Annotated in this window: 13 protein-coding genes and 1 tRNA gene; 6 read left to right on the top strand and 8 right to left on the bottom strand. The window is 50.4% G+C overall.

The features are described 5' to 3' along the window. The first annotated feature begins 16 nt into the window (after positions 1-16). From ACSSVH_RS22235 to trfA, 6 genes are all read left to right on the top strand, one after another. Positions 17-1,423: an O-antigen ligase family protein gene (locus ACSSVH_RS22235; protein WP_492633743.1), complete on the top strand. Its 1,407-nt coding sequence runs from the start codon at positions 17-19 to the stop codon at positions 1,421-1,423. A gap of 39 nt (positions 1,424-1,462) precedes the next feature. Further along, a tRNA-Thr gene (locus ACSSVH_RS22230) sits at positions 1,463-1,535 on the top strand. A gap of 168 nt (positions 1,536-1,703) precedes the next feature. Continuing rightward, entirely contained in the window at positions 1,704-2,921 is a 1,218-nt protein-coding gene (locus ACSSVH_RS22225; RefSeq protein ID WP_492633742.1) for a tyrosine-type recombinase/integrase, read from the top strand. Next, positions 2,918-3,667, top strand: a complete 750-nt coding sequence (locus ACSSVH_RS22220) for a hypothetical protein (RefSeq protein WP_492633741.1) — start codon at positions 2,918-2,920, stop codon at positions 3,665-3,667. The genes ACSSVH_RS22225 and ACSSVH_RS22220 overlap by 4 nt, the downstream gene beginning before the upstream one ends. 107 nt (positions 3,668-3,774) lie before the next feature. Next, on the top strand, positions 3,775-3,984 hold the full coding sequence (locus ACSSVH_RS22215) for a helix-turn-helix transcriptional regulator (protein ID WP_492633740.1): 210 nt from the start codon (positions 3,775-3,777) through the stop codon (positions 3,982-3,984). Continuing rightward, a complete protein-coding gene (gene trfA / locus ACSSVH_RS22210; RefSeq protein WP_492633739.1) occupies positions 3,981-4,880 on the top strand; it encodes a plasmid replication initiator TrfA in 900 nt (299 codons plus the stop codon). Before ACSSVH_RS22215 ends, trfA begins: the two co-directional genes overlap by 4 nt. A 1,011-nt stretch (positions 4,881-5,891) precedes the next feature. Here trfA and ACSSVH_RS22205 read toward each other — a convergent pair. From ACSSVH_RS22205 to ACSSVH_RS22170, 8 genes are all read right to left on the bottom strand, one after another. Then, on the bottom strand, positions 5,892-6,209 hold the full coding sequence (locus ACSSVH_RS22205) for an immunity protein CdiI family protein (RefSeq protein WP_492633738.1): 318 nt from the start codon (positions 6,207-6,209) through the stop codon (positions 5,892-5,894). 22 nt (positions 6,210-6,231) lie between these two features. After that, positions 6,232-6,744: a hypothetical protein gene (locus tag ACSSVH_RS22200; RefSeq protein WP_492633737.1), complete on the bottom strand. Its 513-nt coding sequence runs from the start codon at positions 6,742-6,744 to the stop codon at positions 6,232-6,234. A 527-nt stretch (positions 6,745-7,271) separates the two neighbouring features. Then, complete coding sequence (locus ACSSVH_RS22195) at positions 7,272-8,579, bottom strand: hypothetical protein (RefSeq protein ID WP_492633736.1); 1,308 nt, start codon at positions 8,577-8,579, stop codon at positions 7,272-7,274. A 214-nt stretch (positions 8,580-8,793) separates the two neighbouring features. Then, positions 8,794-9,402: a hypothetical protein gene (locus ACSSVH_RS22190; RefSeq protein WP_492633735.1), complete on the bottom strand. Its 609-nt coding sequence runs from the start codon at positions 9,400-9,402 to the stop codon at positions 8,794-8,796. 59 nt (positions 9,403-9,461) lie between these two features. Beyond that, positions 9,462-10,697 (bottom strand): hypothetical protein, encoded by a 1,236-nt coding sequence (locus ACSSVH_RS22185; protein WP_492633734.1) that lies wholly within the window; start codon positions 10,695-10,697, stop codon positions 9,462-9,464. Then, entirely contained in the window at positions 10,684-11,868 is a 1,185-nt protein-coding gene (locus tag ACSSVH_RS22180) for a nucleoid-associated protein (protein ID WP_492633733.1), read from the bottom strand. Before ACSSVH_RS22180 ends, ACSSVH_RS22185 begins: the two co-directional genes overlap by 14 nt. A 351-nt stretch (positions 11,869-12,219) precedes the next feature. Beyond that, positions 12,220-12,519: a hypothetical protein gene (locus ACSSVH_RS22175; RefSeq protein ID WP_492633732.1), complete on the bottom strand. Its 300-nt coding sequence runs from the start codon at positions 12,517-12,519 to the stop codon at positions 12,220-12,222. A 35-nt stretch (positions 12,520-12,554) separates the two neighbouring features. Next, positions 12,555-13,484 carry a site-specific integrase gene (locus tag ACSSVH_RS22170; protein WP_492633731.1) on the bottom strand — a complete coding sequence of 310 codons (930 nt, stop codon included), beginning with the start codon at positions 13,482-13,484 and terminating at the stop codon, positions 12,555-12,557. Between the last annotated feature and the right edge of the window lie 773 nt (positions 13,485-14,257).

The raw sequence follows: 14,257 nt of genomic DNA, 5'->3' as shown, positions 1-14,257 counted from the left end.
CAAGTAAAGGTTGCCCATGACGTTATCCGTGCAACAGCGAGGAAGCGTGTTCCTGGTGCTGGCGCTTAGCCTTTTGCTACTGGGTATTACCCTGTCCTTCAGTGGCCATGACTGGCAGCGTGTCATGCAGGTCGGCGTGGGTGTCTGTGCGTTGCTCTATGGCCGGGCGACTCCCGCCATGCGCCTGGTCGACAAGCCCACCGCTATCGGCCTGGCGCTGGTATTCGGCCTGGGCCTGATCTCTTCGTCGTTGGCCCACCAGCCACTCTGGGCGCTGACCGAGTGGGCGCTGATGATCACCTGCGGGGTGATTGCCGCAGCGTTTGCCCGGTTGCGGCGCAATGGCGATCCAACCCTGGATCAGGTGCTGATCCTGTTTGTGTTGCTGCTGTGCCTGATCAAGGTTGTGCAATACGGGTACGCGGGCGTGCTGGCGTTTACCAGTGGCGCACCGACACTGGACACTGACCTCCTGCTTTCCGGGTTCTCCAACAAGCGCTTCTACGGCCAGTTCCAGACATTTACCTTGCCGTTGCTGGCATTGCCGCTGTTGCTCGCGAGCACCTCGCGGTTGGCGCGAGGGTTGGTATTTGCCCTGTTGTGTGCCTGGTGGTTGATTGCAATCAGTGGCGGCACCCGTGGCACCTGGCTGGGCATCGGCGTGGCTGCAATCGTCGTGGCTTTCCTGGGGGCTGCGGGGCGCCGCTGGTTGACCTGGCAGTTGGCTGCACTGTGTGGCGGGCTGTTTTTGTACTGGTTGTTGTTCACGGTCCTGGCGCGTTACCTGGGGCTGGAAATTGCCAGTCTTTCCAATGACCGGCTCACCACCAGCCTTTCGGGCCGTGAAGTGATCTGGTGGCAAGCCTGGGACATGATCCGCGAACGGCCGTGGCTGGGTTTCGGGCCGATGCACTTTGCCGATATCCCTAACCCGATTGCCGCCCACCCGCACCAGGCGATCCTGCAGTGGGCCAGTGAGTGGGGCGTGCCATCGGCCTTGTGTGTGGCGCTGCTGGCGTTGCGCGGCGGTTGGGCCACGTTGGTGGTCATTCATCGGCAAGGGGCGGCAGGGTCCGCGCAAGACCTTCTGCGCCTGTGCCTATTTGCCGCGCTGCTGGGCGCGACGGTGCAGGCCATGGTCGATGGGGTGATTGTGATGCCCTATTCGCAACTCTGGTTGGCGCTGGTGGTGGGTTGGCTGATGGCATTGCATCCGTGGCGCACGCCGGTTGTCGCGCCTATGCCGCTGTTGTACCGGGCCTGGCAAGCGTCGGCAGTGCTCGCGGTGGTGTGGCTGGTATTTGTCGTGTATCGCGACTTGCCTGGTGCCACTGAGCGCAGCCAACACTACATTGACGTTGCCAAAAGCCATCTGCAGCCACGGTTCTGGGTCCAGGGAGTCATTGCGCCGCACATTCGGTAAGTTGCCGGGCGCCCAATGCAGTGCTAGCTTTAGCCCACCGCCCGTGTAGCTCAGTTGGTAGAGCAGCGCACTCGTAACGCGAAGGTCGCAGGTTCGACTCCTGTCTCGGGCACGATTAGCTAGATTCATACGGTGCCAAGCCGTGTCATTAGGCTGTTAAAGTCCAGTGTAATAAAGGCTTTTCGTTTCATGCGGTGCCATCCAGTTCCACACAAGCGCTTGTCTTATGAGTACCTCTACAAGTACCCTTAGGTTGTTCAATAATCCATAGGTACTCGGCATGGCTCTGACGGCTTTGCAGGTGAAGAATGCTGCGCCACGAGAGAAGGACTATGGCCTTGCTGACGGCGGTGGCCTGTTCCTTTGGACTCGGGCGGCAGGAGGTAAGTCTTGGCGCCTCCGCTTCCGCTTGGATGGCAAGCAGTCTCATATTTCACTTGGCACCATCGACAAGGTAACCCTCGCCCAAGCGCGGCAGCTTGCTTCTGATGCTCGCCAGCTTGTGGCGCAAGGGCGGCATCCTGGGCTTGAGCGGAAGGTTGTGCGTGCCCAGGCGGCAATCTCCCGCGCTAATACGTTCAAGAGCCTCTCGCTGGAGTGGCACCGACATAAGTCGTCACGTTGGTCGGTAGGTTATGCCAGTGACGTTATCGAGGCTTTTGAATTGGACATTTTCCCCAAGGTGGGAAGTTTGCCGTTGACCGAAATCAAGCCCATGCAATGGTTACAGGTTTTTCGCCGCATAGAGTCACGAGGGGCTCTGGAGAAGCTGCGCAAAGTTCGCCAACGCTGCCAAGAGGTCTACCGTTTCGCGATTGCCACTGGTCGTGCTGAGTACAACCCAATCGCAGATATTGGAGGGGCACTTCAGAGTCCTACCACCCGGCACTATCCCTTCTTGCCCATTGCTGAAATTCCCGAACTCATTCGCAGTATCCAGGCGTGTCCGGGGCATGATGTAGTTAAGATTGCCACCCGCCTATTGATTCTGACGGGAGTGCGTACGGCTGAGCTGAGGGGGGCGCCCTGGTCGGAATTTGATCTTGATAAAGCTCTCTGGCTGATCCCTGCTGCTCGAATGAAGATGCGCCGCGCTCATCTAGTTCCGCTTCCCAAGCAGGCGGTGATTGCACTGCGCGAGCTTGAGGATATTACAGGTGGCTACACGCTAGCGTTCCCAGGTCGCAACGATCCGGCAAAGCCAATGAGCGAAGCTGCAATTAACCAACTACTGAAACGGTCTGGCTACGACGGGCGTGCCACTGGTCATGGGTTTCGTCACACAATGTCTACCACTTTGCATGAGCAGGGATACCTCAGTGAGTGGATCGAAACCCAGTTAGCACATGTGGATAAGAACAGCATACGCGGCACATACAACCATGCCCAGTATCTTGAGTCGCGGCGAGAAATGCTTCAGTGGTACGCCGACCATTTATATGTTCAGCCATTGGGGGCTGTCGGAACTCCCATCGAATCAGGGGAGGGCGCTATATGAATGATGATTTGATGCGCCTGTCTGATTTGGTACCGACATACGCTCGTTGCTACAAGGTCAGCACTCAAGAAGCTGCATATGCGCTGCATGAACTGATCGAAGAGCTATATGTTGAATATGGCGTAAATCGGTGTCGCCCAAACTCGGTAAATAGTATTTTTTGGGTTGGAACGGCGGGGGGGGCGAAACGCACACTCAGGGCTTACGTGCTCTATTTTCAGTTGCTGAGCAAATATTTCTATGATCTTTTTGATTCTCCAATTGAGAGTGATAAAAATCTCGTAAGCTGTTATTGCGAGGACGATCAAAAGTCAAAAAATATACCTGCAAGTGTGGTTTATTTTTCTAGGGCCGCTCTTAGTGAGTGGGTTATTGATGCTGGGGTTGAGGTTCCGATCTTTTTGTCTGTTGGTACTGCTGGTAGGCAGGCTGAGGGGGATGATGAACGTAGGGAGTTCCAAACAAAAGAGTTGAACTCAATCAGTCTCATCATCAACGGTTTGATTAGCCTGATAAAGGAAGTTGATAATGCCCATGTCGAGCAGCCCCTTGATGATGCCGCCGCGAGACGCGCATCTACTATTAGGCATCGTGCTTTAAAGCTTCGCTCGTCACGTAAGAGCTTTGCTGTAGGCATGGCAGTTTTAGCTCTCGCAGATGCAGCAGAGGTTGAAATGCCCAAAACTCAAAAGACTTTTCGAAAGTACCTGGGTGATCATTCTTCCTGTGGTACAGATAAGTCATAGGAAAAAAAATGGAATTTCCTCAGAAAAAATGGCAATTGCCACGACTCGCCGTTTGATGTGCCATTAAATCCCTAGTCATCCAGCCGGTCCCAAGGAGACCCGTCCCGATGGCTAGTCAATCTGTCTCACCTCTACTGCTTCGCCTTCCTAGCGTCTGTGCTTTGGTGGGGCTGAGCAAATCTCAGATATATCGCCTGATTCGAGCTGGCGAGTTCCCTGCCAGTATTTCGCTTGGGACAAACTCTGTTGCTTGGCCTTCCGATCAAGTGCAGACCTGGGTTGCAGAAAAAATCAGCGCATCCGTTCGTTTAGGATGACTGCCAATACGCCAATTCCTAGCCGTATCTTTGCCCTGCTAGAAGAGAACCAAAAGCGTTCTCGTGAGCTGCCGCTAGAGGTCAAGGTCAAGGTCAAGGTCGAGAAGGAACGTAGCTCATTGCCGAATTGGTCAGACTCGGTTCGGCGTGTTCCCAACGTCGCGCTTCGCTCTGCCCTGTTCGGTGCAATCAGAAAAGGGCCCCGTCCATACGTAGAGCAAGCGGAAATCAACGCTCTAGGCGGTATCAACATTGTTTACACGGGCGCTTTGCTTGATCAGATCGATCTAGACGTATGGGAAACTGTGCTGCATCTGTCGCGGGCGCAGGACCTCTGCTCAGAGTGTAGAGTAACTGCCTATCAGCTTCTGAAAATTCTCGGGAAAACCGATGCAGGAAAAAATCGAACGAACCTAGATAAAAGTATAAGTAGACTCAAGGCAACTGCCTTGAAGATTAGAGTAGGGAAGAACTCATATGAGGGAAGTTTGATTCACGAAGTCTATCGAGATCATGACGAGCGGAGTGCGCGCATGTATGTCATTCGATTAAATCCCAAACTCGGTGTACTCTTCCAAGGTGACCAATATACTGACTTGAATTGGCTTGTCCGCCAAGCTTTACACGGGAAACCACTTGCGCAATGGTTGCATGGCTTTTATTCAACCCATGCAAAGCCCTACGATTTCAGGATCGAGACATTGCATCAGCTATGTGGAAGTCGCGCTAGATGTCTATCTGGTTTCAAAAAGGATTTGCGGCGATCCCTTGAGGCTTTAGAACGTGCGAGCGCTGCCGCAGGTAAGACATTTAGTTACCAAGTAGAAGGAAGCCTAGTACGAGTCAAGACTACTCCTAGCGCGTCACAGCAGCGACACTTGGCCAAAAAACACTAGTGCCGCTCCAGGGCCACTGCTTATGCCGCTCCAGCAGTCTGGGGGGCCCCTGCTTATGTCATTCCAACCGTCTGGGGAATGCCGTTCCAGCGCCCCTGCTTATGCCTCTCCAGTAATGTGGTGTATACCGTTCCAGCACCCTGCTTATGCCCCTCCAGCAATGTGGGGTGTACCGTTCCAGCGCCCCAGCTAATGCTGCTCCAGCAGTCTGGGGCATGCCGTTCCTGTACCTCAGCATTTGCCGTACCAACACCCTGAGTCATGCCGTACCAGCACCCCCGACTACCGTTCTAGCACCCCGTTGATACCGTTCTGACACCCCTGTAGATACCGTACTAGCACCCCCTAGTCGTAGCGAGGAAATAGCCCTCTAGGCCAGAAGGAGTCGGCTGTGTAGAGATTTTTGAGGAGTATAGTAATCTATTATTAATCAATATTAATCGCGGCCTTTTCGGCGAAACCACGCGGGTGACCGAGTGTTAACGCTGAGTCGGCAGGAAGCTCTGTTCGGGTTGGACCTCATTAGAAAAGCGTCTTGAGCTTAGATCCGCCACTGCTGGGTAATTGCACTCCACCTGAGCACCCATTTGCATTCCACTTGCCTACTCATTTGCATTCGACTCGACCAGTCGTTTGCATCGGATTTCACCAGCACACTGGGTGCCCTGACTGGCAGAAGTCGACCCGAAGCGGCCGTTCAAAAAGGGCGGTAGTCGGCCCAGGCTGTGTAAAAACGCAGAGGCCGTTTTCAAGTCCTCGCGTCTACGTTAAATCTGCAAGCGTTCGGTTAGGCAGCAAACCTGGATTTTGCGTAGGAGCGTGATTTTTGCGCCGATTTTGATTGCTACGACTACCCGAAAGAGTTTTTACACAGCCTCGGCCAAAAGCGGTCACTCACGAATACACGCTTTCAACTGAATTGGCCGGTAGCGGCCTATCGCGAAGGAGAGATACCGATCTATAGCTACATCCTTTCGTTATCAGAATTGGCCGAAGGCTCACACGGACAAGCTACAGTTTTTCGTACACCACCTCGAATTCTTCACCCAATTCCTCTTGGATGGATTTCAGTAATTTGGTGGCAGCCTCTTCAAATCTTGCGTAATCGTCTGTATTCCAAGGGCCGGGATCAGTTGGGGAATCCCAGTTCAGCGAGGTGTCATGCCACTGTGAAAGCTTGTTAAGCAGTGCTTGGACTTCGTCACTGAGTGGCAGCTTCTCTTCAATAGGCCCTACAGAAAATTTATCCAGGGCAGTATCGTTTCCACACCAAAGGCAACCGCCGCCCCATTCGAACATTAAACGAACACGATAGCGTTCTGCCTCCATCATTGGGCTCCTTTTTTACACATCAGCAGGGTAAAAATTCATTACTGAGGTCATCCAATTGGTTTCTCGCAGCCTCAATTTTACCGATGATGAGTTCGAGCGAGTTTTTGGAGAATTGGACAAGTTCATGCTCAAGCCCCCTCTTGCTGAATTTAATTTTGACTTGGGTGTACCCATCCTCATTGGTGTGCATCCAATTCGCATGAACAACCTTGTTGCGAAGGCTGCCACATTCCCGAAGATCTGACAGGAGCTGTGAGAACCAGGCAGGCTGATCGCCTCTGTCACGGAAAAAATCAGAAGCGAATCGCTCGAACAAATCCAGCTTAGTCGCATACATCATATTACCCACGACCAAGAGACCTTTTTGATCTGTTCGGTCAGAGATGAATCCGCATAAGATATTATCGATGTCCGCCTCAAGTGTATTAAACCAGAGGACAACCTCTCCGATTAGAGGCATCAACTCGTAGACATACTCATACGCATTATCTGTATCTCCGAGACCTTCAATAATCAGTTGGCCTACCGGCATGGTCTTTGTCCGCATGAGTTTCTGATTCTCTGAATTAATCCGTCGCATACAGTACCGTCTCAACACTGACGTTACGAGGAGCATCAGGTCGACTAGCGCCGGCCAAATAGCCCATGACGGTCAGCTTAGGATCGCAAGCGGTCTGTCCGGGCATGGACGCCTCAAGCTAGGCCCAAGCAAGCTTCGTGACGGGAAATATAAAAACTCCTGAAGGGCAGCAATCGGCCCAGGCTGTGTAAAAACGCGGGCCTCGTTTTGAAGTCTGCGCCGCTACGTAAAATCCGCCAGCGTTTGGTTATGCAGCAGACCTGAAATTTGCGTAGGCGCGCGATTTTCGTTCCGAATCTGCTCCTCAAACCTGCTCTAAAACGTTTTTACACAGCCTCGGCCAGAAGCAGACGTTCGCGAGAGGCTGCTTAAGGCCAAATGCAGCCGCTCTCGGGGTAGAACGTGGATGGCAGCGTCCGCATGAGCAATCAAAATATAGGACTTTGGTCATATCACCACGCTGCCATGGCACTAACTGCCTATTGATCCTGAGTTCTTAATATATTGATCCATGCTGTTGGAATCTCGCGCCCCCAAGCGATGTAGATTGGAGAGAAAGCAATTTGCGCCTGATCCCGAGATGTTTCAGTTTCTGCAAGTGTCACAGCGGTGTTATCGCGAATAATTTTGGCGCGAAGATGTACTGGTTCCCCACACTTACTCACGAGGGTGCCCGTCAGAAACTCATCCTTTTCAGGTGAGTCTACGGCTCGACGGTAAGGGTTACTTGCGTCAAAACGCGCTGACCAAACCTCACCGATAATGATTACAGCATCCGCGCCGTGCTTAATAACCTCATTTGCAAGCTTTCTCATGACAAGGTACTTTTCGCCGTGCTCTTCCATGTTCAGTGTGATCATGCTCGCTATCGCAGCCCCCTTAAGCAGGAATGCAATAGTGATATGACCCCCATCAACCGTGAGCATTTTTCGAGCAGTAGCGAATAGGTTATTAAGAATAGATTCCGGGCCGACAGCTGATGATGGCAATATTTCTTTAGGATCTAACCCGTATCTTTTTGCGACTTGCTCCGTTTCGGCTAAGTCAATTTCAACTTTTTTCTGCTCTAACTTTATTGCTTGACCCGTCGCAAGCCATATATCTTGGCTACGCGCATCACTATGGCCAATCATGCAGGGTAGCCTACCTCCCCGCGACTCTCTGCCAGAAGTGTGATCTACGTCATCGACCATTGTCGATGGTGACTCTAAGCCGAGTTCAAGGTGAGCATCAGCCACTAATTCAGCTATTTTTCCATAGGCTATCCCCACAGCTTCTAATAGCTCGTAATCCGGCAAGCTATTTTCAACCCAGCGCCGTTGAATGCGAAGAATACCATCCTTGAGAACATGCTTTTTTAGTTCTTCAGTTTGAATGCTATCTATCAATTCTGCCGAGTTTTGGAAAAGTTCGGCGGGCACTTCAATGATGGGACCCTCCTCGTAGTATGACGCTATGATTTCGGCTCTAACAAAACTGTGTGTCTCCAGATCGCCCTGTTTTTCGATTTTGTTGCGTGCGTCCACCATCCAGCGCATCAATGGATCAGCGCGTAACTTTGACTGCCACGTTTCATACCAAGGATCGAAATTAGTAAAGATACGTTTGTTGCTCTGCAAAATGAAACTAACAGTGCGCAGGGTCTGAATTGCAGTCTGTATAGAAATCCTGAAGGTTTCGGGATCGAAATATCCACGCTCGGCCTCATGCCAGTGACGATGGACATCATTAAGTCGGCGATCTACGGCACCTAATGGGCATTTATACTCATGCTGATCTATCGTCATTTCAGAATCCTGCTGAAAAATTGCAAAAAAATCGTTGAACCGAGCGGAGGTTAGCGTCGACCTCACCTAGCTTGAGCCTCTATCGCGAGTTTCGACGAGTTATGTGAATGAGTCTAGATGCTGCAATAAACGAGTTTCCGCTTCTGGCCTATCTCCGCAAGCCATGGCAGGCAGAACCGGCCAAAATCGGATGCTCGCTTAAGGGAAAAGATAGCTATTTCACAACGACGTATTGGTCTACGCCGACAGAGTATTTGTATGGCACGCCACCTTTGATCAAAAGGTCATCCGCAGGAGGATCTATACCGTTGAGGGCGAGAAAGTGGATGAGGTAAATACCTGAGTTCTCGAGGCTCTGTACAAATGTGATCTCATAGCTCTCACCTGCCCCAACATTCACGAATCGCAGTGGTGCACGGTTTAGAGTTCCCGCGTAGCGACCAGAAAGGAGGTTGATCGGTTTCTGGAAGAGCGGTTTGCCATCAGCAAAAGTAACCGGCACCAGCGTCAAGGCGTCATCGTCTAAGGTAACTTTGCTTTCCTTGTTTCCAAGATTGGAAAGAATCACCTTAACCTGAAGTAGGTTTTGCCCTTCCATGAGTGTCTGAACCGTTGACTCGACCTTGGCTTGGATATGCGGCTTTTGTGTGGTCTTCTGATCCATTTCCTTCAGTGTGTACTCTGTGACTTCCTTTTCCTTTTTTACATACACAGTGGAGTAGTAACCCCATACCGCCACGACGATTGCGGCGATGATCGTCGTAGCCTGCGCTAGGATCTGAGATCCGAGATGGACCTTTTCGATTTTGCTTAGCGAACTCACTGGTTTTCCTCGTTCCTTAATAAACAAAAAACAGGCATGCTCTCGGCTTGCTATGGTTCCTATCCGCCCTCTAGTTTAGAAAAAAGAATTTTCAAGAAGACACATGTTCGCCATCCAAGATAGCTTAGAAAAGAAAACGCTAAAAAGATGGAGAGTTCTATCGGCAAGACTTCATTATCCGAAAAATAAAAGCAAAGTAAAATTGCAGCGGAGCAGGCTATGACCACGATAAGTGCTACCATCTCAAGCAGAGCATACTGGTACTTATATCTCGATACGAGTGCCAAATATTGATCAGTAAATTGGAGTTTTATCATTTCGTGTTTGTTTTTTATTAGTGACCATTCGCTATCTACTTCGCGAATAATAGAGCGCAGTGTATTCCACTGATTAACTATAAGAAGAATCATGAACAAGGAAAAAACAATTACACCGGCTGTAATTATCCCATTTTTTAACGTGAGGTGATTCGATTTCTCATACTGGCTTCCAGCAATAATCAATGCGGCGGGCACAGTTAAAAGCTGATTCTGAATGTCTGAGAATACCTTATTAATCCTTGAAATAAACTCTAGCTTGCTCTTCTCAACCTCAGCCTTTACTTTCTGAAAGGAGAACTCCGAAACATACAGCTGATATCCAGAGGATACCCTACGATAAAACTCATCAAAGTTTTCGGTAATCAAGCCGAGAGACAATGGCTCCTCAAACTCTTTAGACAGCTCAAGCAATACCACTTTGACAATAGTTGCCTTTTGGTCCGAGTGAATCTCATCTTCGATAAATCTAGACTTGAAGTCTTCTAGTTTTTCTAGCGGCTGTATTTCATTTGCTGAATAGCTAACGAATAAATCAACTTTCTCCTTATTGAAAAATACTAAACAATCAGAGTCAATTTCTTTGCCATGATCCGCAATTTTTCTTAAAAGTGCATATAGCGAAACAGCATCCAAATAACCTTGTACTTGTTCTGGGGTGCTTTCATTAATTTCGGAGTGGAGATAATCAAAGTCTGCTATATAAAAGTCTTGCGGAGCTTCTTTTCTACGTGAGCCAGCCGCCAGCAGATCGGAAAATGTCGGCGAAAAATACTCTGCCTTTGAGGAAAGAGCTTGATATTTGACCGTTGATTTAGCTTTGTCTGAAGCTATCAGTAGCCCTGCAGAATCCAGCTGTGCACATACATCATCGAAACCCTCGGACCTGATGATTCCTTCAACCCGACCTCGGTCAATAACAGGCTCAATCAACTCTCGATATATATCTACCGAAAGCTGTAATTTACTCTTCAACATCTACGAGTTCTCCCAACGCCCGCTTCATATCTAGCAGAAGCTCTTTAGGGGGGTGGAGAATAACTATAGCATCAAGATCTTCTCGATACTTTACAGTTTCCTGCCGCAAATCTTCGACGTCAAAACTAACGCTAATGCTTCCGAATCGCCTGCTAACTCGCATCAGTTTTTTATAGGACGCCGGATTCGGAGAAAAAATATCATTAATTTCGTAGCCGGACTCTTTTACAAATGTTAGAAAACTTTCGGGGTCTTGGTCATCTATATGAGCAGACAAAGCACCTAAATTAACAGGCAGTTCATTGTGCTTCATCTCTGCGCAAAAATTGTAAAGCTTATCTCGTGCATTTTGTGTTCGCTCGGGGTTCCATCCTTTTGCCTCGCAAAAGTCCTCTACGGCTTTAATTGTGACGTCGGTGTTATGCTTCGCATCCGTGTACTCCGTACACGATAGAGCATTCCTAAAATACCTAGAGATGTCACTATCACCAGCGCGGCGCTTAATAAAAGAGAGATAGGGCTGCTCATTTATAAGCCATTTATTAATGTCGATGCGAGCAGCTTCGTGCAGGTGACTGATATCAAAAGAAAGAGAGTTGTTGAGATCTAAAGTATCTTCGTCGATTCCCACGCCGTCTTTCAATTTCAGCAATGCAATCAGCAACCAGTCTCTACCCTGATTCGTGTACCGAACATATAGAGGCCAAGACGTTGTGGCCATAAACTGATCCTGCATTTTGGAAGCAATCAGGCTCGCCAAGTTTTCGCTAAAAGCTACCAAGTCAATATCTTGCGTGACATAGCTTTTCAGAAGGGGGGGGAAAGGGTGAACTATTTCTTCAAGACCAAACGTACCATAACCATTACTAAGTTTTGTATAAAGACTTAAAACATCCGCGCATAGAGCTTCTAGCTTTTCATCGACAGGCAAGACCTCTTTGCGAGGCCTGATAACTACCGATCCCTCACCAATGGTTTCTTTTGCTTTGACGACACCATGGATTATAGACTCTGTGATTTCCATATCTTTACTCTCAAAGTACCCAGCAAAAATTAGATGGCTGGAATTAGGAGCGTATAATGGCAAATTGCCTTGGCGCAACCTTTCTCTCATACAGCTTAGCTTTACTGGTTTTTTATACAGCATATGCAGCTCTGCCACATCTACCATTCAGCGGTTGCCACGGAGCCAGAGTTTCGAGGTATGAGAGCAATTGCCTTCACACCTACTCGCCAACCGTCCAATACGCTCGTCTCAGTAAAGACGCCGGTAAATATTTGGCCGGAACAATCACCATTCAATGTCCGCTTCTGGCCGTTTTTTGCCGGTCAAGGCCACCCAGTGTGCTGGTGAAATCCGATGCAAACGACTGGTCAAGTCGAATGCAAATGGGTGGTCAAGTCCATGCAATTACGCAACTGCACAGTTAGAGTGCTCGACTCTCAGGTATGTCTCACGGTAGCAGATGCCCAATCGCTTTCAGACGATCAATGCTTTGATCTGTTGACCAGGCTTGCACGCCTACTGCGTAGCCTTAGAAGTGGCCTTCATCGCCGCGTCGAGATCTTGGTCAGCGATGGAAAGCATGACCCTTAGATTCTCCATCTCGTAATGATGACTCTTGGATGCCGCACCCATTTTGACCAGATACTGTTGATTGATTTCCTCGATCTCGGCGCGATGCTCTTGGATTAGGATGTTCTGACGAGCCACGCTGGCATCAAGCGTTGCTGCTAACTGTGCTCGAGACTTTTTACTCTCGATCAATAGCAGTACCAGTACCCCCGTCACAATCAGAAGCGTACCGATCACGAACAGCAAACTGCTGCTGATCCATACGGGGGAAATGCTTATGTTCAACGTAGATAGACCTCGGTAATTTCTGGACGAAAGTGCCCAAGCTCCTGAGAGACGACTCGCTTGGCTTCTTCACGGGTGAGATGAGTTTGCATTGTACTAAGGCGTTCTTGGGCGTAACTGTGACGCAGTCCGTGGGCTCCATTGGACCAACCAAACGCTGATTTTGAAGCCGCACCGAATGATTTGCTCCAGGGCTGACCACCGCCAAGTTCGTAGAACTGTTGGTAGCGGACACCACGATCTATAACGCTACGTGCCTCTGGTAGACGTGTCGCTTCCAGGCGCCTGGCTAGGTGTATTGGAATGCGCACCTCGCGGGTAAGCCCCCCTTTACCGTAGACAGTGTAAGCAATGGAGTTTTCCCGGATACCGGCAAACTTCAGACCATGCGCAGGGCGAGCATCTGGAGCTTTGTGGTGGATACGGCGCAGCGTTAGTAACTCATGGGCACGTAGTCCTGACGCATGGGAAATCTCGGTTGCTAGGGCGTTGTGTGGCGACTGGCGAGCGGCGATGAGAGTCACTTGCTCACGGGTGTATGACCTCGACTGCTCGGCCAATCGGCGTCCAAGTGTCGGCTGCCCCGCCTTTCCTTTTCGGGCTGCCGGTGCGGTGCTTTTGATGACAGCCAGAGATTGACCTGGTGGGAGCTGATGAGTGACATGCTGCATCATCGCTTGCAGGGCTTGCCGCTCCATATCGAGCGTCTTTTGGCCAACGACTTCGGCACGTTGTTTTAGATATTCGAGGGCACGAGTCGGAGTCATATCACGAAGGCTGCCCAAGCGGTGCTCTTGGAGATGGACAGTGATCTGCTTTAGGCGTTGTTCATAGTTCCGCACGGTGCTGACCGATTTGATGTGGCTGCCCTGCAGTTGCTTCATCACGGACGCCGCTTGCTTCGCCGGTTTGGCGAATTTAGCCATACTGGCGGTTCCGATGTAGCCAGCGGTTTACGGTCGAGCGTTCGACTGTAATGCCTTTCTCGGCTATCCAGCGCTGTAGCTCGCTTCCATTACAACCTACTGCGTCTAGCTGCAACAGCTCGTGCTTGTAGTTATCAAGTAACGAGCGCCGTTGGGCATAAGTTCGGGGTTTTCTCCGAATCCTAGACTCGGACTTGAGGCGCGCAGCGATGATCTGCGCATCGAATTCGCTCATGAGAAGCTCTCTGGTTGTGTAAGAACTTCTGACCGTTTCCGGTTCAGCGACACACCATCCTAAGATGGTTCGTTGTGTGCCTGTTCGCCCCCCTTTGCACTGGTGTGCAGGCGGGGACTGTTCACGCCTACTCGGAGTCTCCGAGCGGGTTCCTGATTGTCCGTTCAGGTGCGGTTGCCATTGTTGGTTTGGCTACCCTGGTTAGGTTTTCGTTTCTCCTCTGTTGGTCGTTGATGTTCCCGATAATTTAGTCGGGGCCAAGCCGGTTACGCGAGCGATGACGCGACGCGTAATCGATAAGGCCCTGTCTGCGATGACGCAGGACAGGAGCCCTCTGCCATTGCTTACACCCATGAATAACACGGGCACGAGCGACCGGGCAGGGCGGTTTTGAGCTTGGTCAGCTTACGAGAGCCACAGTGGATGACGCAATCGTTTGGGGTTGCGTTGTGTGTGTTGCGCAAAATCATAGATACCCAGTAAGCCCGCTATGTAAAGCGCCGGTTAGGCGCGTTACATAGCGGGCTTGCCGTGATGA

The organism is Pseudomonas sp. HC1(2025) (assembly GCF_058742075.1).
Note: the sequence above shows the minus strand (reverse complement) of the source record. Positions and strands in the feature narration are given on the sequence as shown.